Source organism: Stutzerimonas sp. C6.4V, from assembly GCF_058536345.1.
On record NZ_JBZUBM010000001.1, the window covers coordinates 153,478 to 173,893 of the forward strand.

At 61.1% G+C, this 20,416-nt stretch carries 20 protein-coding genes and 1 pseudogene; 6 read left to right on the forward strand and 15 right to left on the reverse strand.

All coding sequences use genetic code 11. The features are described 5' to 3' along the window. Positions 1–134 precede the first annotated feature (134 nt). Positions 135–464: a four-helix bundle copper-binding protein gene (locus tag AC4LFW_RS00710; protein ID WP_491816918.1), complete on the forward strand. Its 330-nt coding sequence runs from the start codon at positions 135–137 to the stop codon at positions 462–464. Between the two features lie 148 nt (positions 465–612). Here the strand turns inward: AC4LFW_RS00710 and rutF are convergent, their stop codons facing one another. The 6 genes from rutF to rutA form a co-directional block, all read right to left on the reverse strand. After that, positions 613–1,140, reverse strand: a complete 528-nt coding sequence (gene rutF, locus AC4LFW_RS00715; RefSeq protein WP_491816920.1) for an NADH-dependent FMN reductase RutF — start codon at positions 1,138–1,140, stop codon at positions 613–615. Between the two features lie 12 nt (positions 1,141–1,152). Continuing rightward, complete coding sequence (locus AC4LFW_RS00720) at positions 1,153–1,743, reverse strand: malonic semialdehyde reductase (protein WP_491816922.1); 591 nt, start codon at positions 1,741–1,743, stop codon at positions 1,153–1,155. Positions 1,744–1,755: 12 nt separating this feature from the next. Further along, on the reverse strand, positions 1,756–2,553 hold the full coding sequence (gene rutD / locus AC4LFW_RS00725; RefSeq protein ID WP_491816924.1) for a pyrimidine utilization protein D: 798 nt from the start codon (positions 2,551–2,553) through the stop codon (positions 1,756–1,758). Between the two features lie 99 nt (positions 2,554–2,652). Next, positions 2,653–3,039, reverse strand: a complete 387-nt coding sequence (rutC, locus tag AC4LFW_RS00730; protein ID WP_491816926.1) for a pyrimidine utilization protein C — start codon at positions 3,037–3,039, stop codon at positions 2,653–2,655. Between the two features lie 61 nt (positions 3,040–3,100). Next, positions 3,101–3,847 carry a pyrimidine utilization protein B gene (gene rutB, locus AC4LFW_RS00735; protein WP_491816928.1) on the reverse strand — a complete coding sequence of 249 codons (747 nt, stop codon included), beginning with the start codon at positions 3,845–3,847 and terminating at the stop codon, positions 3,101–3,103. Continuing rightward, complete coding sequence (gene rutA, locus AC4LFW_RS00740) at positions 3,847–4,935, reverse strand: pyrimidine utilization protein A (RefSeq protein ID WP_491816930.1); 1,089 nt, start codon at positions 4,933–4,935, stop codon at positions 3,847–3,849. Before rutA ends, rutB begins: the two co-directional genes overlap by 1 nt. A gap of 325 nt (positions 4,936–5,260) precedes the next feature. On the opposite strand from rutA, the gene rutR reads away from it, so the two are divergent. Beyond that, positions 5,261–5,935 carry an HTH-type transcriptional regulator RutR gene (rutR, locus tag AC4LFW_RS00745; RefSeq protein WP_491820079.1) on the forward strand — a complete coding sequence of 225 codons (675 nt, stop codon included), beginning with the start codon at positions 5,261–5,263 and terminating at the stop codon, positions 5,933–5,935. 143 nt (positions 5,936–6,078) lie between these two features. On the opposite strand, the gene AC4LFW_RS00750 is transcribed toward rutR, so the two are convergent. Then, positions 6,079–6,888, reverse strand: coding sequence for a helix-turn-helix domain-containing protein (locus tag AC4LFW_RS00750; RefSeq protein WP_491816932.1), 810 nt, complete (start codon positions 6,886–6,888; stop codon positions 6,079–6,081). A 93-nt stretch (positions 6,889–6,981) separates the two neighbouring features. Here AC4LFW_RS00750 and AC4LFW_RS00755 point away from each other — a divergent pair, with 93 nt between their 5' ends. After that, a complete protein-coding gene (locus AC4LFW_RS00755) occupies positions 6,982–7,440 on the forward strand; it encodes a carboxymuconolactone decarboxylase family protein (protein ID WP_491816933.1) in 459 nt (152 codons plus the stop codon). Between the two features lie 169 nt (positions 7,441–7,609). Here AC4LFW_RS00755 and AC4LFW_RS00760 read toward each other — a convergent pair whose 3' ends face one another. From AC4LFW_RS00760 to AC4LFW_RS00790, 7 genes are all read right to left on the reverse strand, one after another. Continuing rightward, positions 7,610–9,838: an esterase-like activity of phytase family protein gene (locus AC4LFW_RS00760; RefSeq protein WP_491816935.1), complete on the reverse strand. Its 2,229-nt coding sequence runs from the start codon at positions 9,836–9,838 to the stop codon at positions 7,610–7,612. 212 nt (positions 9,839–10,050) lie between these two features. Beyond that, the gene (locus AC4LFW_RS00765) at positions 10,051–11,175 is read right to left on the reverse strand and encodes a PQQ-dependent sugar dehydrogenase (RefSeq protein WP_491816937.1); all 1,125 of its coding nucleotides are present in this window, start codon (positions 11,173–11,175) and stop codon (positions 10,051–10,053) included. Between the two features lie 94 nt (positions 11,176–11,269). Further along, positions 11,270–12,562 carry a PQQ-dependent sugar dehydrogenase gene (locus AC4LFW_RS00770; RefSeq protein ID WP_491816939.1) on the reverse strand — a complete coding sequence of 431 codons (1,293 nt, stop codon included), beginning with the start codon at positions 12,560–12,562 and terminating at the stop codon, positions 11,270–11,272. Further along, positions 12,559–13,008, reverse strand: coding sequence for a DUF2231 domain-containing protein (locus AC4LFW_RS00775; RefSeq protein ID WP_491816941.1), 450 nt, complete (start codon positions 13,006–13,008; stop codon positions 12,559–12,561). The genes AC4LFW_RS00770 and AC4LFW_RS00775 overlap by 4 nt, the downstream gene beginning before the upstream one ends. A gap of 658 nt (positions 13,009–13,666) precedes the next feature. Further along, positions 13,667–14,434: a hypothetical protein gene (locus AC4LFW_RS00780; protein ID WP_491816943.1), complete on the reverse strand. Its 768-nt coding sequence runs from the start codon at positions 14,432–14,434 to the stop codon at positions 13,667–13,669. Positions 14,435–14,512: 78 nt separating this feature from the next. Next, on the reverse strand, positions 14,513–15,031 hold the full coding sequence (locus AC4LFW_RS00785) for a hypothetical protein (protein WP_491816945.1): 519 nt from the start codon (positions 15,029–15,031) through the stop codon (positions 14,513–14,515). An 82-nt stretch (positions 15,032–15,113) separates the two neighbouring features. Next, positions 15,114–15,623 (reverse strand): hypothetical protein, encoded by a 510-nt coding sequence (locus tag AC4LFW_RS00790; RefSeq protein WP_491816947.1) that lies wholly within the window; start codon positions 15,621–15,623, stop codon positions 15,114–15,116. Positions 15,624–15,834: 211 nt separating this feature from the next. Here AC4LFW_RS00790 and AC4LFW_RS00795 point away from each other — a divergent pair. Then, positions 15,835–16,319 (forward strand): annotated as a pseudogene (locus AC4LFW_RS00795) (phage integrase N-terminal SAM-like domain-containing protein). Between the two features lie 182 nt (positions 16,320–16,501). On the opposite strand, the gene AC4LFW_RS00800 reads toward AC4LFW_RS00795, so the two are convergent. Next, positions 16,502–18,643, reverse strand: coding sequence for a TonB-dependent siderophore receptor (locus AC4LFW_RS00800; RefSeq protein ID WP_491816949.1), 2,142 nt, complete (start codon positions 18,641–18,643; stop codon positions 16,502–16,504). Between the two features lie 370 nt (positions 18,644–19,013). Here AC4LFW_RS00800 and AC4LFW_RS00805 point away from each other — a divergent pair, with 370 nt between their 5' ends. Together AC4LFW_RS00805 and AC4LFW_RS00810 are read left to right on the forward strand one after the other, a co-directional pair. Further along, positions 19,014–20,024, forward strand: coding sequence for an isopenicillin N synthase family dioxygenase (locus AC4LFW_RS00805; RefSeq protein WP_491816951.1), 1,011 nt, complete (start codon positions 19,014–19,016; stop codon positions 20,022–20,024). Continuing rightward, positions 20,021–20,407: a VOC family protein gene (locus AC4LFW_RS00810; RefSeq protein WP_491816953.1), complete on the forward strand. Its 387-nt coding sequence runs from the start codon at positions 20,021–20,023 to the stop codon at positions 20,405–20,407. Before AC4LFW_RS00805 ends, AC4LFW_RS00810 begins: the two co-directional genes overlap by 4 nt. The last annotated feature ends 9 nt before the right edge of the window (positions 20,408–20,416 follow it).

Sequence of the window (20,416 nt, forward strand, 5' to 3'; positions counted from 1 at the left end):
TCTGGGCAGTTGCCCGGTAGAGGGACGGGCATTTGGTCGATCCGGGTGAACTTTGCATCCTGCGCGGCCCACGAATTCCATGACGGGTCTTCAAGGCCCCCGATTTTCCGAAACTCGAAAATGGAGGAATCGCCATGCTCAATTCCCAATACGAGGCCTGTATCCAGGCTTGCTCCAACTGCGCCATCGTCTGCGAAACCTGTGCGGCATCCTGCCTACGGGAAGACGACGTGAAAATGATGGCTCGCTGCATTGAACTGGACCGCGACTGCGCTGACCTCTGCGCCCTCGCTGCCACGCTGATGACCCGTGACAGCGCCCTGGCAAAGGAGATGTGCCGCATCTGTGCCCAGGCCTGCCGCGAGTGCGGTGAGGAGTGTGCCAAGCATCAGATGGACCATTGCCAGGCCTGCGCCGAAGCCTGCCGCAAGTGTGCCGAAGAGTGCGAAAAGATGGCGGCTTGACCAGATGTCGCTCAGATGAGGGTCGCGCAGGAAACTGTCGACCCTTCAGGGCTGCGGATGCCGGCTCAATCAGCAGCTTGGTGATCGAGCGTGCTTGATCAAGACCTGCGCCAGGTCGGGCGCAGGTAAAGCGTGGGACAGGCCAGGTTCAGTGGCTGCCTTGCAAGCCGTGATAGGCGCGATCGAAATAGACCAGTCCGTCGGCATCGTTCTGACGCTTCAACGCCAGTACTTCGCAGAACAGGATGTCATGGGTGCCTACGCTGGTGCTGTGGCTGACCCGGCAATCAAAGGACACCGCAGCGCCTTCCAGCACAGGAGAGCCGGTCAGCCAGGTGGTCCAGCTGGCAGCGGCGAAGCGCTCAGCCATGGGCGTCTTGCCGCCAAACAGGTTCGACAGTTCGCGCTGACTACTGGCGAGGGTGTTGACGCACAGCTGCGCATTGGCCGTGACGATGGGATGGGCCGATGCGGTACGGTTCAGGCAGATCAGCAGGGTAGGCGGGTCGTCAGTCACGCTGCACACCGCAGTCGCAGTGAAGCCGGCACATCCGCTCGGTCCGTCGGTGGTGATCACGTTGACCGCGGCGGCCAGGCGCGCCATGGCGTCGCGGTAATCCTGCTTGATCACAGCGGGCGCGGTGAGATTCATGGGGTCGAGCTCAGCCAGATTCATGTCAATTCTCCATCAGGCGAGGACGCAGGCCCGGTCGAAGGGCAGGCGTGGCAGGCGGTCGCGCAGTTTGCTGGCGTCGCCGTAGCCGAGGTTGATCAGGAGGTTGGATTTCCAGGTCGTACCGGCGAAAAAGGCCTCGTCCAGCGCCTTGGCGTCGAAGCCTGACATCGGCCCGGTATCCAGCCCCAGCGCACGGGCGGCGAGGATCAGGTAGCCCGCCTGCAGCGAGCTGTTGCGCAGGGCATTCTCGGTGATCAGTGCCGGTTGCCCCGCGTACCAGCTACGGGCGTCGGCGAAGGGGAACAGCTCCGGCAGGGTTTCCGGGAAGTCTTCGTCGTAAGCCACGATAACCGTGACCGGCGCGCTCATGGTCTTTTCCAGGTTGCCTTTGGACAGGCAGGGCGCGAGCTTCTGCTTGCCCTCGGGCGTGCGCACGAAGACGAAGCGGCCCGGGCAGCTGTTGACGGCGGTCGGGCCAAGGCTGACCTGTGCATAGAGCTGTTCGAGCAGGGCGTCCGGCACCGGCTTGTCCAGCCAGGCGCTGTGCGTGCGGCCCTCGCTGAACAGCGTGGCGAGGGCTTGGGAATCGATGGGGGTGGACATGTTCGGGTTTCCTCAGGCTGCCTCGACCTGGCCGCATTGTTCGGCCAGATAGCTCAGCAGGACTCGGTTAAAGGGTTCGCTATCGCTGACGCTGGAGGCGTGGCCGCCGTATTCCAGCAACTCCAGACGCGCATGGGGCAGCAGCTGTGCCATGTGCTGCGAGCGGTTCCAGGGCACCAGCATGTCGTCGCGGTTGGCGATCAGCAATGTCGGCGTCTGGATGTTTGCCAGTTCGGCCTCGATATCGAAATTCAGCAGCGCTTCGATTCGGCGCAGCAGGGTAACCGGGGCCGGGAAATGCGCCAGCGCGTGCTCATCGTCCCTGGCCAATCGTTCACTGTTGGCGGCGATCCAGTCCGGCGGGTAAAGGAACAGGGACTGCGCCTGTACATAGGCGGCCGGGCCGCTGTCGCGCAGCAGGTTCTTGCGGACCGCGAAGCAGCGGGCGCTGTGCGGGTTCGGGCTGCTCCAGGCGTTGATCAGCACCTGGCTGTGCAGCAGTTGCGGGCGCAACAGGGCCATTTGCAGTCCGACCAGCCCGCCAAGCGCATGGCCAATGAAATGGCACTGGCGAATGTCCAGGCTGTCGAGCAGATCCAGCAGCTCGAGCGCCATGGATTCGATCGAGTAACCCTCCGGGAGCGAGGCCTGGCTCTTGTTGGTGCCCAGCTGGTCATAGACCAGTACGCGATAGTCCTGCGCCAGAAGTGGCAGTTGTGGTGTCCAGAAGGCACCGGCGCCGCCGAGCCCGGAGCTGAGCACCAGCGTCGGTGCGTCGGCGTCCAGGCGGCCGTGGATTTCGTAGTGCATGTCATACCTCCAACGTTGAGCTGGCGTAGGGCGGGTGAAACCCGAGTGGTGACGGTGCGAAGCCTTACCGGCGGGCTGCAGCTGCCCTACGGCGCTGGATCACTTGCCGACGTGGGCGATGCTGGCGATCTCGATCAATGCATCGGGCTTCACCAAACCGCACTGGATGCAGTAGCGCGCGGGCTTTTCGCCGGGGAAGTATTCGGCGTACACCTCGTTGACCTTCGCGTAGTTGGCCCAGTCGGTGAGCATGATCATGTTGAAGGTGACGTCGTCCATGTTGCCGCCAGCGGCCTCGACGACGCCTTTGATGATTTCCAGCACGTGGCGGGTCTGAGCAGCGGCATCGCCGATGTGGACGACGTTGTTGTCCTTGTCGAAGGGCAGGGTGCCCGAGACGTAGACCACGCCGTCGGCCATGGAGCCGGGAACGAAAGGGGCGAGTGGTTTGCCGGAGCCGGCGGGGATGACGGATTGCTTGGGCATGTCGATGATCTCTTGCAAGGCGATTGGATGCGGCCGCTGCGGGGCGGCGTGTTGTTCGGATCTAGAGCGCGTCGGCAGTGGCCTCGGCGGATGCAAAGGTGCTGCAGAAATCTTCTACGTTCGAGACCCAGCCAAAGAACGTCTCGATGTTGTACAGCGCGGCCTGCTGGGCGAATTCTGGCCCGGCCTGATGCGTCGCGTCGGCCAGCACCACGCCGAAATACTCCAGGTGGAAGCCGTCACGCAGGGTCGATTCCACGCATACGTTGGTGGCGATGCCGGTGAACACCAGGTTGCGGATGCCGCGGGCGCGCAGGGTGCTGTCCAGGTGCGAGTTGAAGAAGCCGCTGTAGCGCGGCTTGGGCACCACGATGTCGCCGGGCTGCGGCGTGAGTTCGTCCACCAGTTGGTAGTCCCAGCCGCCCTTGGCCAACAGCGTGCCGGCCAGTTCCGGGCGCTTGCGCATGGTCTTCAGCGCGTTGGACTTGTGCCAGTTGGGCGAACCCGGGCCGCCGGCCTCGACGTACCCGTTGTCCCAGCCGTTCTGCAGAAAGATCACCTGAATGCCGGCGGCACGTGCAGTGGCCAGCGACTGGCGGATCTTCTCGATCACCGGCCCCGTGCTCGACACATCGAAGCCCGCCAGATCCAGGTAGCCGCCCTTGGTTGAATAGGCGTTCTGCATATCCACCACGATCAGCGCGGTCTCGCTCGCTTTCATCGCCAGCGGCTCGGGGCGCGCCGGCAACTTCAGCGCCTCGCCCGGCGCCTCCAGGCCATAGCCGGAAAACGATTCAATGGCGTTCATCAGGCGCTCTCCTTCAGCGGCTCGATATGGCGGCGGCTCTGCATCAGCGGCTGGATCTTCTGGCCGAAAGCCTCGATGCCCTGGAGGAAGTCATCGAAGGTCAGCATCACGCCCTGCATGCCGGGCACCGTGGCGATCTCGTCGAGCATCCTGGCGACATTGGCGTAGGAGCCGACCAGCGTGCCCATATTGATATTCACCGCCGAGGTCGGGTCGGCCATCTGCCGCACGTTGGTGTCGTTGCCAGAGGTCTTGTCCGCCGAGCCTTGTTCACCCAGCCAGGCGATGGCCTCCTGATCCGCGCCCGCCTTGTAGTGCTCCCACTTGGCCCGGGCGGCTTCGTCGGTCTCATCGGCGATGACCATGAACAGCACGCAGGAGGTCACGCTGCGGCCGGTCTTTTCGGTGGCCTTGAGCAACCGTTCGGTAGCCGGCGCAAAGGCGGTCGGGGTGTTCACGCCCTTGCCGAAGCAGAAGTTGTAATCGGCGTACTGCGCCGAGAACGCCATGCCGGCATCGCTGGAGCCGGCGCAGATGATCTTCATGTCCGCCTGTGGCTTGGGGCTGACGCGGCAGTCTTCCATCTGGAAGTGCTCGCCCTTGAAGTCGCTGCGACCGGTTTCCCAGAGGTCGCGCAGCACCTGGGCGTATTCGCCGAGATACTGATAGCGGGTGCCAAAGAATTCATCGCCCGGCCACATGCCCATCTGGCTGTATTCGGGCTTCTGCCAGCCGGTCACCAGATTCACGCCAAAGCGGCCACCGGAGATCGAATCGATGGTCGAGGCCATGCGCGCGACGATAGCTGGCGGCAAGGTCAGGGTGGCGGCGGTGGCGAACAGCTGGATCTTGCTGGTCACCGCGGCGAGGCCCGCCATCAGCGTGAAGGATTCCAGGTTGTGCTCCCAGAACTCGGTCTTACCGCCGAAGCCGCGCAGCTTGATCATCGACAGCGCGAAATCGAAGCCATAGCCCTCGGCCTTTTGCACGATGGCCTTGTTCAGTTCGAAGGAGGGCATGTACTGCGGCGCATTTTCTGAGATGAGCCAGCCGTTGTTGCCGATCGGAATGAAAACACCAACATCCATGGGAAGCACCTCTGTAAGCCGTGGCTGAAAAAGCGTTGCCCGAACATGACGGGCTGTCAGTGGAGCTTTAGCAGGATGCAGGCCAACCCATGTTTTCTAATTAGATTCAGATGGTTAGCGGATTCTATTGGATGCATGTGGACCATTTGGTCCGAATCGGAGCACCTGGTTTGTGCGTGATGCACAGGCTGCGCGCAATAAATGCGCAGTCGCCCGTTGGTAGCCCATTCGCATAGTTGCTGCGCCGCGCGCTACAGTAGCGACCCGTTTGAGCCCGTTCGGTAACGCAGTGACAGACCAGACCCCGACACCACCACGCCGGCGCCTGACCGCCAGCAAGACCGCCAAGCTGAAAGGCGCCACCCGCGAACCCAGCGCCAGCGCAGTCGATCGCCGTACGCGCATGATCGAAAGCAAGCGGACCAGCATCATCGATGCAGCCCTTGGCCTCTTCTCCCGCTTTGGCCTGCATGGCACCAGCCTGGATCAGATCGCAACCCAGGCCGATGTGTCCAAGACCAATCTGTTGTACTACTTCGGCAACAAGGAAGAGCTCTACGTCAGCGTGCTACGCCAGCTCCTCGAGGTCTGGCTGCGGCCGTTGCAGGCGTTTACTGCCGACCAGGACCCGGTCGAGGCGATCAAGGGCTACCTGCGCGCCAAGCTCGAGCTTTCTCGGGACCATCCGGCCGAGTCGCGGCTGTTCTGCATGGAAATCATGCAGGGTGCGCCGCTCATGCTTGGCGAGCTGGAAGAACCCCTGCGGCAACTTGTCGAGGCCAAGGTCGAGGTGATCCAGGGCTGGATCGACGCCGGAAAGCTGGCCCCGATCGAACCACATCACCTTATCTTTTCCCTCTGGGCGACCACCCAGCACTACGCCGACTTCCGCGTGCAGATCCAGGCCGTGGCCGGCAAGACGCTCGATGACCCTGCGTTTTTCGAAGAAGCGCTGGCGAGCCTGCAGGCGTTGATACTCGACGGAGTTCGGCCGCGCTGACGGCGAATGGAAGGTCGTTGAAAAAGCGCGAGTGGCTCATTCTTCTGCTTGAACAGCTATGAGCCAAGCCAGATGCGTGAAGGGACCTGGTGCTGGGCGTCAGGAGCCAGGGAGAAAACCCACCCTGTGGCCATGGCGCTGGATCAGCCAGGTGATCGGCTGCTCTTGATCCGTAACCGATACTGCCCCGGCGTCATACCGACGACGCCTTTGAAATCGTGAATGAAGTGGGCCTGGTCGCTGTAGCCGCATGCCAGCGCGGTGTTCAGCAGCGTCTCGTCGGAGCGCAGCTCCTGGCGCCCCAGCGCGACTCGCTGGATGCGGCTGTACTGCTTGGGCGTAAGCCCCACCTGGTAGCGAAACAGCCGCTCCAGTTGGCGCTGCCCCAGTGGCAAGGTCTCGAGCATATCGCTGAGCCGCGCACGGCCACCGCTGGCGGCGATCCGCTCCAGCATCTGTTGCACCGGCGTGCGACGTTCAAGGGCGCCGCCCAAACGCCTCAGCAGCACCTCTTCTACCAGCGCCTGCTGGGCGAACCAATCGAGTCCGGCGAGCTGATCCACCAGACCCGACAACTCCGAACCGGGCCAGTCGAAGCCGTGGAAGCCTTCCAGTTCATCCAGGCCCGCACCGAAGAAAGCAGCGCCCATACCGGGGCGAAAGCGCACGCCCATCAGCTCTACCCGACCGACCAGCTGCAAGCGCGCGCTGGCAAGCTGCGGCCCTGCAACGATGGCGCGGGGGCGATAGGTGCTGCCATCGAAGATCGGTGGGTCGGCGAAATTGAAGATCACGCCGCTGCCACCGTCCGGGTGCAACAGCTGTGCATCCTGAGCACCGGCGATGTCGCCATCGATCCACCAGAACCGCTGGACGTGAGCGGCCAGCGCAGGGGTGGGAGGCCGTGCGATGAAGCCCTGGAGGCGCGGCAGGCGCTCGTGCAATGAAGACATGGTGGTCGGCGTACGAAGATGTCGAAAATCTACAATAGCGCAGGTTGGCGGGTGCGTAGCCTTGGCTCCACATCAAACAGAGGAGTGACGATCATGCGCATGAACTATCAAGCCGCCGCACCCGAGGTCATCAAGGCGATGATGGGGCTCGAGACCTGTCTGGCGCGCCAGAGTCGAACCGAGGAGGGCATCGACAAACCGCTGATGGAACTGGTGAAGATTCGCATCTCGCAGATCAATCAGTGCGCCTTCTGCATCGACATGCACACCAAAGACGCCCGTGCACTGGGCGAGAGCGAACAACGCATCTACGCGCTGAGCGCCTGGCGGGAGACGCCGTTCTTCAGCGATCGCGAACGTGCCGCGCTGGCGTGGGCCGAGGCCAATACGCTGCTGCCCCAGGGCGTTTCGCAACAGCTGTTCGAGGAGGTGCGCCAGTACTTTTCCGAGGCCCAGCTCACCAATCTCACACTGGCCATCGCGACCATCAACGCGTGGAATCGCTTCGGTGTGTCCTTCGCGCCGGTACCGGGCAGCTACCAGCCTGAGTAGGGGGTCGGTTCGCCCCATACTGTGTGGGTTGGGTGAGGTCGCGGGTTGCGATCTCGGCGGGTGCCAGGGCTGAGCTTCTGATTGCCCATGGCGCACAAGCGCTGCGCTTGCCTGCTCGCAGGCGCGCGCAGGCAAGGCTGGTTCTGGAGCCTTTCGGCCCGTAGGTGACCTAGCGCTTGACCGTCCCGAGCCGCATGAAGCGCGTCTCGCCGCTGGCGTCTTCCACGCCATCGTTGTCGGTCACGATGAACAGGCGGCCTTGCTTGTCCACCGCGGCGCCTTCGACCTTGTCCAGTACCCAGCCGCCGGTGCTCTTCAGCTTCGGCAGCAGGTCGCGTTCCAGGCGCTTGGTCACCAGCGGGAATGTCTGGCCTTCGGTGGCGGGCTGCAGGCCACTCAGGTCGATGCGGTATAGGCGCTTGACCTCGGCGGCTGGCCCCTGCTGGTTGTCTCGCTCGATGACCAGGAACTGGCCACTGCCGAGCGAGGTGAGTTCGGACAGCCCGACCCAGCCGCCTTCGACCGCCGGGTCGAGCGGGTAATGGTAGAAGCCCCACTCGCCGCTCTCCGGATCCAGCACGCCGATGCGCGCCTTGCCGGCCGGATCGTTCTTCCACTCGCGCTGGAACACGACGTACACGCGAGTGCTGGCGCCTTCGCCGACCACCGAGACGCCTTCGAAACCGCTGCTGGTCTGCTGCGTCGCGACATTGGCAGGTAGGGTGTATTCCTGAAGCACCTCACCGGTGGCGTTGGCCCGTATCAGCAGGTTCGGCCTGGTCTTGCCGTTGCCTTCCGATGCCAGCCAGAAGTCCCCATTTGCGGCCTGGGCGATACCTTCCAGGTCATAGATGACGGTCTCGCCGGCTTTGCGCAGTTCGGTCAGTCCATCGATGATTGCCGGTGTTTTGCTCGTGTCGATCTTGAAGATGCGCGAGGCCTTGTAGTAGCTGTCCGGCACGGCATAGAGACGGTTGGCCTGCGTACGGTCCGCGACCATGCCGCTCAATGCGCCCCACGGGATCAGGGCACTGTCGGTGGAACGGATCTCCGGGTACGACGAGGTTTTAGCCCCGTACTGATAGATCGAGATCGTCGAGCGATAGCCGTCTTCGGCTGAATCTTCCTCACTGCTGACCACTAGCAGATTGCGCGCTGGGATCGGCAGGATGCCTTCCGGCCCCATTCCGGCCGGCAGCAACTGGTGCATGACCGGTGCCCATGGCCGGGCCACGTCGTAGACGGCTACGGCATTGCCGCGCTCGCTGCCGACGAACAGGAAGTCCTGCTTGCGGAAGCTAGCCGAGGCGATGCCCTCAGGCTCGATGCCCTTGTTTTCCGAGCGGCTTTCCGGGTAGTGCCCGGCGCGGATGAAGGCGTGTTCCATCGAGGCGCCGGCTTCGTACCAGACACGGCCGTTGAAGTCGAACAGCGTGAAGCTGCGGCTGCCGCCTTCCTCGCCGTTGACGTCCTCGTAGTCACCCTCGTTTGCGGTCGCCAGCAGCGGGCCAACCCAGGCGATCGCATCCGGCTCGCGGCGTTTACTCGTGAGCACGCCTACCGGCTCGATGCGGTCGTTCTCTTCCACGTCCACGCCGTCCAGATCGACCTGGCCGGCGCTGAAATGGCGCAGCACGCTGCCACGGCGCAAATCGACCAGCACGATGTGGTTGTTTTCCTGCAGGGTGACGGCAGCGACGTCCTGGTCGTTGATGCTGACGTATTCAGGCTCAGGATCGTTTGGCGCGACCTCGGCCAGGCCGGTCAGGTCCACGTCGCGTGTGCTCCAGCGCGATGGCTGACCCTTGAGATCGACGATGCGCAGGAAACCGGCAGGCAGCTGCGGAATCAAGCCGTCGTTCAGGTCCTCGTCACGCTCGTTCTCGATGGCTACCGCGGCATAGCGCCCCCTCGGGCTGATGGCGATGGAGTCCGGCTGGCCGCCCATGGGCAGCGTGGCGACGCGCTTGGGCTGCGCGGGGTTGCGGATATCGAACACCGCCAGCACGCCGTCGGGCTGGGCAAAGCTGAGCGAGGTGTTCACCGCGACGAGTACGTAGTGCTGATGCACGGCGACTGAGGTCGGCTCGCCTTCGAGCTGGACGAATCCGGCCGGCTCGGGCGATTTCGGGTCGCGAATGTCCACCAGGCCAATCCGCTTGCCGGGGCTGTCGGTGTAGATCAGCGTGCGGCCATCGCGGCTGACGGCAGTGATTTCGGCGACTGTCTGCTTTGAAGCGTCTTCATCGGCGCCCAGGTTGCGGTACACCGGAAAGGTCGCGACCCGCTCGAAATACTCCGCAGCACGAGAGGGAGCGGCCTGCGAGGCCAGCGGCAGCAGGGCCAGTGTCAACGCGGTGGAGAGCGCGGTGCGGGTCAGGCGGGTCGGAGCTTTCATGCGGGCCTCGGCTTCGGGGATTGGGGTTAGCCAAAGCACGCTAGGCCGGGTGTGTTACGAGACCGTGACGGGGTTGCGCTTGTTGCGGCGATTCAATCCTTTGATGGATAGGCGAGGGGAAAGGCCCGAGGGGCGGGGCACCTGCCTCACCAGTCCCGATGCAGTCCCGGTCTGGCTGCGCCTTGCCGCACGCAGCCAGCCGATGCATCAGCCTATTTCGGCTTAAGCTCCAGCAAGCGTCCGCCATCCCCGTCTTCCAGCAGCCAGATGCTGCCATCGGGACCTTGTTCGACTTCGCGGATGCGCGCACCCATGTCATAGCGTGCGGCCTCGCTGGCTTCTTCGCCGTTCAGGGTGATGCGAACCAGGGCCTCGGACGACAGCCCACCAACGAACGCATTTCCTTTCCAGTCGGCAAAGCGGTCGCCGTTGTAGATGATCAGGCCGGCAGGGGAGATGACCGGGTTCCAGCTTATTTTGGGCTCGATGAATTCCGGGCGTGTGCTGTGATCCGGGATGGGGCTTCCGCCGTAGTGATTGCCGTTGGAGACTTCCGGATACCCGTAATTGCCGCCTTTCTGGATCAGGTTGAATTCGTCGCCGCCTTCGGGGCCCATTTCCTGTTCCCACAGGCGGCCCTGCGCATCGAAGGCGATCCCGAGCGGGTTGCGGTGGCCCAGCGACCAGATCTGTGCCGTTACGCCTCCCTGGTCCGCGAAGGGATTGTCTTGCGGCACACTGCCGTCCTCGTTCAGACGGATGATCTTGCCCAGGTTGGCGTCCATGTCCTGTGCAGGCTTGAACTTCTGCCGCTCGCCGGACGAGATCCACAGCTTGCCGTCCGGCCCGAATGCGAGGCGATGGCCGTAATGCCCGCCGCCAGACACCTTGGGCTCTTGCCGCCAGATTACCTGCACATCGGAAAGCGAGCCGCCGTTGCCATTCAGAGAAAGCGTCGCCTGAGCGACCGCAGCACCGCGATCGCCGCCTTTGCCCCTCTCTGCATAGCTGAGATAAATCCGTTTGTTTTGTGCATAGTCCGGGTGAAAGATCACATCACCCAGCCCGCCCTGGCCGCCGTAGGCAACCTCCGGCACGCCATCGATCTCCTTCGCCTTTCCCGTCGCTATGTCGACATGCTTGAGCACGCCGCGCTTTTCCGTGACCAATGCCGTCCCGTCCGGCAGAAAGGTCATGGCCCAGGGCTCGGAGAAACTGGCGCGTGGCGTTGCGGTGAACGGCCATTGATCCTGTTCAACGGCGTCAGGCGCAGCGGTTGCGAGCGAAGCCGTACCCAGGGCCATGGCGCTGACGAGGTGCAGGGAGAGTCGCTTCATCACCATCTTTTTTTCTCCAAAAGTCGGGCCCCAGCGCACCTGCGGTGGGGCCTCGCGATCAGGGCTCTGATGCTGGACGTATCACCCGGTGGCCTTACTGCGTTCGGGTCACCCGCCATACGATGTTGGCCAGGTCGTCAGCCACGATGAGAGCACCGCGCGGGTCGACCGTCACACCCACCGGGCGGCCGTGCGTCCCTTCGGCGGTGCGGAAGCCAGTCACGAAATCAACCGGCTCGCCCGAAGGTTTTCCGTTTCTGAACGGGACGAAGACCACCTGATAGCCGGACGGATTCTCGCGATTCCAGCTGCCATGCTCGCCAACGAAAACGCCCTCGGCAAACTGCTCGCCCATCACAGGCGAGGAGAAATCCACGCCGAGCGCTGCGACGTGTGGGCCCAGCGCATAGTCCGGTTTGATCGCGGCGGCGACCAGATCGGGGTTCTGCGGCCGAACGCGCTCGTCGACATGTTGCCCCCAGTAACTGTAGGGCCAGCCATAGAAGCCGCCTTCTTGTACCGAGGTGAGGTAGTCAGGGACCAGATTCGGACCAAGTTCGTCCCGCTCGTTCACCACCGCCCATAGCTGGTCCGTGTCGGGACGTATCGTCAGTGCCGTTGGGTTGCGCAGGCCCGTTGCGTAGGGCTTGTGCGCGCCGGTTTCTGCGTCGATCTGCCAGATCATCGCCCGGTCGACTTCAGCCTCCATTCCGCGCTCGGTGATGTTGCTGTTCGAGCCGATGCCGACATACAGGAAGCGCCCATCCGGGCTGACCGTCAACGCCTTGGTCCAGTGATGGTTGATCTGCGACGGCAGGTCGGTGACCTTTACCGGCTCGCCACTGGCCTCGGTCTGACCTTCCTGATACTCGAAGCGCACCAGCGAGTCCTGGTTGGCCACGTAGATGTTCCCGTTAGCCAGCGCCAGGCCATACGGCGCGTTAAGGTCGTCCGCAAAGACCTTCTGCAGTTCGTACACGCCGTCACCATCGGCATCGCGAAGCAAGGTCAGACGGTTACCGCTTTTGACCGAGCTGTTGCCCTTTGCCTTGATGTAGCCGGCGATGACATCCTTCGGTTTCAGCTTGGGCGCGTTGCCGCCTTTGCCTTCGGCCACGATGATGTCCCCGTTCGGCAGCACGAGGGTTTGCCGCGGGATCTGCAGGTCGGTCGCGATTGCGCTTACCGTGAATCCCTCGGGGACCGTTGGCGTTTTGTCACCCCAGCCGACCGGGTCGGCAATCGTCATGCTGGGCAGCAGCCCCCGCTGAGGCTCGTCGAGTTTGGGGTTTTCACCTTTTACCAACGCGATATCCTGATCCGCGCCGCCGCATGCGCTCAATAACAACGCCACGCTCAGGGCGCTTAGTGGGCCTGCGTATTTCATGCTTCACCTCCAGCGCGCAGATTGCTAAAGCCGATCCAGGTCGCCGCACAGGCCAAGAGGGTCACGATCACCGAAAGGATCAGGCCTGATGGCATGCTCGCCCAGGCATCTCTGGCGTGCACGAGCGCATTCAAAAAGCCCAGCACCCAGCTAGCGGCCAGGAGCAACAGATAGATCAGCGGCCGCCCTTTCTTATGGGTGGCTTTAACCAGGTTGACCAGCGCGAACAGGATGGCCAACCCGCAGAAGACCAGTCCCCCGGCGATCAGCCAGGACGCGAAGTTGGTCCACTGAATCTCATAGGTCTGGAAATACGCGATATCGCTTAACAGGCCGCCAAGAAACAGCGGAACGGTTCCCCCAAGCAACGTTGCGTGAATCGGGTTTGGTACATGACGGGAAATACTGTGTGTGGTGTGGTGCGTGCTGTGGGTGATAACGGTCACGGAAGCATCCTCATCGCTGGGCGACCCGGACCTGATGCCCGGCGCGAATGCGCTGGCAGTCCGGATCGCTCTGACTGTGCTTAAAAGGGGATCATGCCGCTGGGGGGGAAGTTCACTCGTTTCGACGAGTCGCTTGTTCACAGGGAAGTGAATCGGACCGCATCAGCACAGCCTCGGTGACGCTGTTGGCCCGGTCGAACCTGTGGATGGCGCGCCGGCATTTACTGGCGGATACAGGAGAGGTGCGCCTGTAGTGCAATAAATCGCTGTCCGGAGAAGCTCGCGGCGGCTAAAGCTCAGATATAAGCGAGCGATCTGATCATTTCTTGAACGGTATATCGCTTTCAAAATCGGAGGGGGCTGAAGTTGGCCGGAATTACAGGGCTACTTCAAAGCATCCCTAACGTTTGGTTAAAGGGCGGGCTTTGGCCCGGCCCAGTGAGCGTAGCGAACGGTTTGCACCACTAGTTAGGCATGGCGCAACCCGTTATAGCTTTGGTGGATACGTAAAATCCCAGCGGAAAAAGCCATGTTCTTTAACCCAAAGGGCCCTCGAGACGCTTCTTCATTTCATGCATCTAATGTGCAAGCCCGGGGGCGCGGATAAAGCAAGCGAAGCTTGCTGGCGGAGCGTCCCTCTGGACGGGAATGTTAGACTTCAGCGCGATACGTCGGAGATTGCAAGGTGCTTTGTGGCCTTGTATTGCTTCTTGACAACTTCCGGCAAGAGTGAAAGCACGCTCTCCTCAAGAAGTTTCCCGCCGCCCGCTAGCCCGAATTGGTCGCTCAGCTCCCAAACTGGGTCCGCGCCCTTGTATTGTTCGCCGAACTGAAAGATCTTCTCAAAGAAGCCGCGCACGCTCGGTATCGCGTTGTCACGGATCATCTCCTCGAGATTGCAGGCTATGACTGACGAATAGTCGAGAGTCGCACCCCCGTTTTTTGGCTTCCTCGCGACGGCAAGGAGAAGATCGGTTTCTCCACTAAACCGCCATTTCGTGTGACTCTCAATCTCTGCTCGGCAGGCATTGAATTCGGACGGAGTGAACCTCCACTGTGCATTATCGACGATGGCTGCGGGTCGGGGACTGCTGCGGTCTGCATCACCGTTAGGTTCCGTACCATAGCCGATGCAAAAAAAGTCAACGAAAAGTGCTGAGCGATGGTGGAAATAGTCAAGATTGGGAAGAATTTCGTCCCTCCCGGGCTTACTAGTCGGCATGCAGAAGAGCAAGCCGACAAGCTTTGACCATTGTTCAGTTCTTTCTTCAATCAATTCGGTCTTGTACTGAGGTGGTGGTGGCCGACCAGCAACAATCAAACCGAAATTTATCTGCGGTACCCGCTTGGTCACGCGACGTACCTTGATACCAAGGCCCCGGTCGAGTGCGGCTTGGATAGATTTAATCGACGGTGCAGGAATCATGAGTACTCCCGATGTCTAACGTTTGGTTAAGGGGCCGTTTAGCCCTTCTCGAGTGAGCGCAGCGAGCGACTTCAACCACTAGTTAGGGTTGTCCGCGGATTTGGTTCGTGCCGGCTTTTCGAAATATGATTGAAGCCTTAGCGCGTAAAAATAAGGGAAGCAAACGATGCTGCCTACCAGGTACACCTTCCAGCCAGATATGCTAAGAATTTGAGCTGACAGGCTTGAGCCGACAGTAAATAGTGAGCCATATAACAATGCTTTAAATATGATGCTCGACATTAATATGTTAGGCGTATGAAGAAGGCGTGAGGAAAGTTCGTGATCCGAAATTAATTCCCAGTTGTAGAGCGCTTTATTCATGCCGTGCAAGCACAACATGCCGCATGCAAAATATAAGCACAAAAGTGAGATTGAAAAATAGCTCAATGACTCAACTTCGATACCAATAAAGGGGATGGTATAAGAGGCTTTACCTATGCCGATAATGGCAGACAGATATGCAATACCTGACACGATAATCCCAGAGAACATCGCCTTTTGAGCGAGAACAAGAGAGTCGTGATAGTAGTTTATTGCGAGGTCATTGAGATCCATTTCGTGATTGACACCTAGCGTTTGGTTAAGGGGCGGGCTTTAGCCCGTCCCAGTGAGCGAAGCGAACGGTTTGAGCCATTTGTTATGTGCCCTTAACTCGTAGCCAATGTTTTTTTGAGTTTTCCTGACGTTTGATTTTGCCAGTTTTTATAAGCTGATTGAATGATGTTGTGAACTCGGACTGCGGGACCTTGAGCTTATGTTGTATTTCAATTGACGTGATGGGTTGAGACATTAGCTTGAGAATTTTTGTCTCAATGGATGTGTCAATTGCGACTACAACGTTATTTGGCTCGATTTCTATGGCGATATGTGGCGCGCTAGATTTCACGCCGGCAAGTGAACATTGAAATTCAAATGCTTTCCAAAGATTTTGGTCTTTGGAGCAAAGCTTGAACTCTATTGCTTTTTTCTCATGTTTTGAGAGATGCGATAAAACGTTTGATAGATGAGCAATTATGTAGAAATCTGCTTGATTTTGCCCCGAAGGATAACCGCTTACACAGGTTAATAGCGCATTACTGCATGCAGATTTTAGGCTTTCTGAATTTGAAAACGAAAACTCTATCAAGTATGGAGATTGTTGGCTCATCCAGCATACTGAGGCCGATATTTTCAGCGTCGACGTAATAAATTTTCAATGGCTACTCCGTTGCCAGATGAGTACATAACTATAATTAGACACCAAGTGGTGTATAAGACGCCGGACGGGACTGGTGGACAACGTTCCTTGCCACAGTTGCTTTCCTTGTCTAGGGTGGGCCTTCCAAAGGGATGATGACGGTATAAGGGAGTTATACACCATGGACGGAAAGCCGCGATTGCTCGATCAGGTTCGCGATCAGATCAGGCTGAAACACTACCCGATTAGAACTGAACGTGTCTATTGCGAGTGGATCAAGCTCTACGTACGGTTTCAAAACTATAAGCACCCGCTTGAGATGGGGCTGCGGAAGTCGAAGTTTTTCTTTCTGACCTTGCGGTTCGCGGCGACGTTTCTGCTTCTACGCAGAACCAAGCGCTTGCTGCGCTGCTGTTTCTTTATAAGCAGGTGCTCAAACAGGATTCACCCTGGCTTGGCGAGGTGGTGCGCGCCAAGAAACCCGCGCACCTGCCGGTCGTGCTGTCTATTCAAGAAGTGCAGAAGACCCTCAGCCTGCTTGAGGGTGAGGTCGGCCTTGTCACTCAACTCCTGTATGGAGCCGGGCTTCGCTTGATGGAGGCCTTGCGACTGCGGGACTGCGGGTGTGCTAAATCGATGTGGCCTGGCCGTACTGAGCCCGCTTGATCGTATACAGCGAGGCTGAATTCGGGCTGGCGTTCCCGCAATGGCGCCGCGGTGGCTGCATGGCGGATAGAGCGGCCTCTCCTGCGATTAATAATGCGCGCTGAGCGCCATCGGCAAGGGGAGAGGCGGGCCTTGTGTCGTCTCGGAAAGCGGCAGTCCGCTTTCCGAGAGACGGCGGGTGGTTACAACTCGATGGAGATACCGGCCTGCAGCGTGCGGGGAGCACCTGGATAGGCCCAGATATTGCCCCAGGCGCGCTCGTCGTATTCCTCGTCAAAGACGTTGTCGAGGTTGAGGTTGAGGCGAACGCGGTCGGTGAGCGGGTAGTAGGCCAGCAGATCAACCACGGTGTAGGCGCCCATGTCGAAAGCGGTGTTCGAGGTGCTGCCCTTGCGCGAACTGACGTACTTCACGCCGACTCCGAGGCCCAGCCCGTCCAGCGCGCCGTTGTCGAACTCGTAGGTGTCCAGCAGGTTGAAGCTGTGCTCCGGCACGTTGGCCAGGCGACTGCCTACTAGCATGGCGGCGCTGTTGCTTTCGGTGACTTCGGCGTCAACGTAGGCGTAGCCGCCGATCACGCGCCATTGCGGCGTGATGTTACCGGCGATACTGAGGTCGAAGCCGCGGCTGCGGACCTCGCCTGCGGCCACCTGGAAGGACTGCGAGCCAACGTTGGCCGGGTCAGCCGTCAGCACGTTTTCCTTGGTGATGTGGAACAGCGCGGCCGTCACGCTCAGGTTGTGTTCCGGCAGCTCGTACTTGATGCCTGTCTCGTAGGCGACACCTTCCTCGGGGTCGAATGCCTGGCTGCTGCGGTCGGCGCCACGGTTGGGCTTGAACGAGCGGGAGGCGTTGGCGTAGACGGCCAGCGCTTCGGTCAGGTCGTAGATGGCGCCGATGCGCGGCGAGACGGCGTTATGCGCCTGGTCCCAGCTGCCGGCGGGCGATAGCTTGTTGATGTAGTTCTGCTCGAAGCGCTCCAGACGCGCACCCAGTTGCAGGGTGAGACGCTCGGTCAGCTCGACCTGGTCCTGCATATAAAACGCATAGGATTTCAGGTCCTCGTCGTCGAAGGTGGTGGTGCGGGTGATGGCTGGCAGCGGCTGACCGTAGACCGGTTCGTAGATGTCGAGCGGGAAGGCGCCGTTGCCGGCAGCGGAACGATCAATTCGTGAGTTGTAGTTGAAATCGTCGTACTCGACGCCGGTCAGCAGCGTATGCATGAAGCCCAGCGCGCTGAAGCGGCCTTCGGCATTGGCCTGGAGGGCGAAGTCGTTCCATTCCAGCCAGCGTTCACTGTAATTACGGCCTACGGTGCGGCCGTCAGCGGCCAGTCCGTTGTTCTCGACCGCGCCGCCATCCAGGCTGCCGTCGAGGTATTGCACGCCGCCGCGCAGCGTCCACTGATCATTCAGCAAGTGCTCGATCCGCAGCTGGGTCATGGCGTTTTCGTTGGTAAACTTGCCGGCGCTTTCTTCCCCGAGGAAGCGGTCACGCGGCAGCTGGCCTTGCTGGCCGGCGTAACGCGTCACGCCGCGGTCGAGTGGGTGACGGTTGTGCAGGTAGTCGCCCTCCAGAATGATCGCCGTAGCATCGCTGAGATCCCAGCGCAGCACCGGGGCGATGTTGTAGCGCTCGCTTTCGACATGGTCGCGGAAGCTGTCGGCGCCTTCGGCCACCAGGTTCAGGCGATAGGTGAATTCGGCCTGCTCGTCCAGGGCGCCGGTGGTGTCCAGCGTGCCGCGACGCAGCCCTTCGGTGTTGAACTGGGTCCCCAGTACGGTCCGTTGTTCAACCTGTGGTTGCTTGCTGACGATGTTGAAGGTGCCGCCGGGGTCACCGCGCCCATACAGCATCGAAGCCGGGCCGCGCAGCACTTCGATGCGCTCCAGGGTGGCGGCGTCCGGCATGTTGGGGTAGCCGCGGTTGATAGCGAATCCGTTGCGGTAGAACTCCTGTGAGCTGAAGCCGCGGACCAGAAATTCGGTCAGGCCCTGGCCGCCGAAGTTATTGCCCCGCTCTACGCCGCCGGCGTAATCCAGCGCGTCCTCCAGCCGGGTTGCGCCAATGTCTGTTACTACCTGTCCCGGCACCACGCTGATCGACTGCGGAATTTCGTGAATCGGCGTGTCGGTGCGCGTCGCGCTGACCGAGCGGGTTGCTCGATAGCCGTCTACCGGCCCATCGCCGCGCTCGGCCCCAGTGGCGGTGACTTCCATCTGTTCAAGCGCGATGGGCTCGTCGTTTGGTTCCGGTTGTTCAGCGGCGTAAGCGGTGGCGGCGAGCGCCTGTAGCGACAGCACAGGCACGAGAAGTCGACGCATTGAGGCATTTCCTTTGAGGGCTTCGAACAGAGGGGCAGATGCTATAGCCAATTGATAACTATTATCAATAATCGATTGCTGGTGGGTCGGAAGACGCATGCGGCCTGATCGTGACCTGACGCCATGGCGCCCGCTTTTCGTGCCATGCGCACAAACCAAGTGCTCCGAACCGGACCATTTGATCCATTTGTATCCGTCGAAAAAGCTAAGTCTCTGATCCTTAAGCGAATCGGCTGAGTGGCACGCTTTCTGCTCTCTTCTCCCCGTCGCCCGGCGTGCACGCGGGCGGCGGCGTCACGCATACAAAGAAGCGCCCGCGCTATCGGCGACGCGCTCGTTACCCGCCTTGCGTCAGAGGAGTGCGTCACCCATGACTCTGCAATACGTTCCCATCATCGACCTGGCGCCGTATTTCGCCGGCACGCCGGAGGGCAAGCTGCAGGTCGCCCGCGCCGTGGACCAGGCCTGTCGCGACATCGGCTTTCTGGTCATTACCAACCATCAGATTCCTACCGAATTGGTCGAGCGGGTGTCGCGGCTGACACGGCAGTTCTTCGCCCTGCCGCTGGCCGAGAAGCGCAAGGTCGACCGGCCCAGCCCGGACATGGTGCGCGGCTACAGCGCGGTGGCCGAGGAGAGCCTGTCCTATTCGCTCGAAGAGGCGGCCCCGGGTGACCTGAAGGAGTCGTTTTCCATCGGCCCCAGCGACGTACCGGACGAGCCCTACTACCGCTGCACCGCCGCCGGCCCACATTTCGCACCGAACGTCTGGCCCAGCGGCATCGCGGGCTTCGAACAGGCCTATCGCGAGTACTTCGCCGCCATGAGCACGCTGGCGCAGTCGCTGATGCGCATCTTCGCCCTGGCGCTGGATCTGCCGGAGACCTTCTTCGACGACAAGATCGACAAGCACATCAGCATGTTCCGCAGCCTCAGCTACCCGGACCTGAAGGGCGCGGTGGAGCCGGGGCAGATGCGCGCCGGTGCCCACACCGATTACGGCAGCCTGACCATCGTCAAGCCGGACAACGCCCTCGGCGGCCTGCAGGCGCGCAACCGCCAGGGCGAGTGGGTGGACGTGCCCTACGTGGAGGGCGGCTTCGCCGTGAACATCGGCGACCTGATGATGCAGTGGACCAACGACCAGTGGATTTCCACGCTGCATCGGGTGGTCAACCCGCCGGCCGACAGCCCTGCCGACAACGGACGGCAGTCACTGGTGTTCTTCCACCAGCCCAACTACGACGCCTTGATCGAATGCCTGCCGGGCTGCTGCAGCGCGACCAATCCGCCACGTCATGCGCCGGTCACCTCCGGCGACAACCTGCTCTCCAAGTTCGTCAAGCAGACCACCTTCGGCAAAGGCCTGGAGGTCGCATGAGCACGCTGTCCTACGTCAACGTCTTCGCCCGGGACATCGAGGCGCTGAGCGGCTTCTACCGCGAGCTGTTCGGCTTCAGGAACATTCCCGAAATCGCCTCGCCGATCTTTCGCGGGCTGGATACCGGCAAGAGCTGCATCGGCTTCAACGCGCCGGAAGCCTACGAGCTGCTGCAGCTGGACGAATTCGCCGACACCCGCGGCTGCAAGTTCCTGCTGAACATCGACGTCGATTCGAAAGACGAGGTCGAGCGGCTGGTACCCATCGCCGTCGCCATGGGCGCGCGGCTGATCAAGGCGCCCTACGAGACCTATTACCACTGGTATCAGGCGGTGCTGCTGGACCCGGAAGACAACGTGTTTCGCATCAACCACATGCTTTGACGTGCCAAC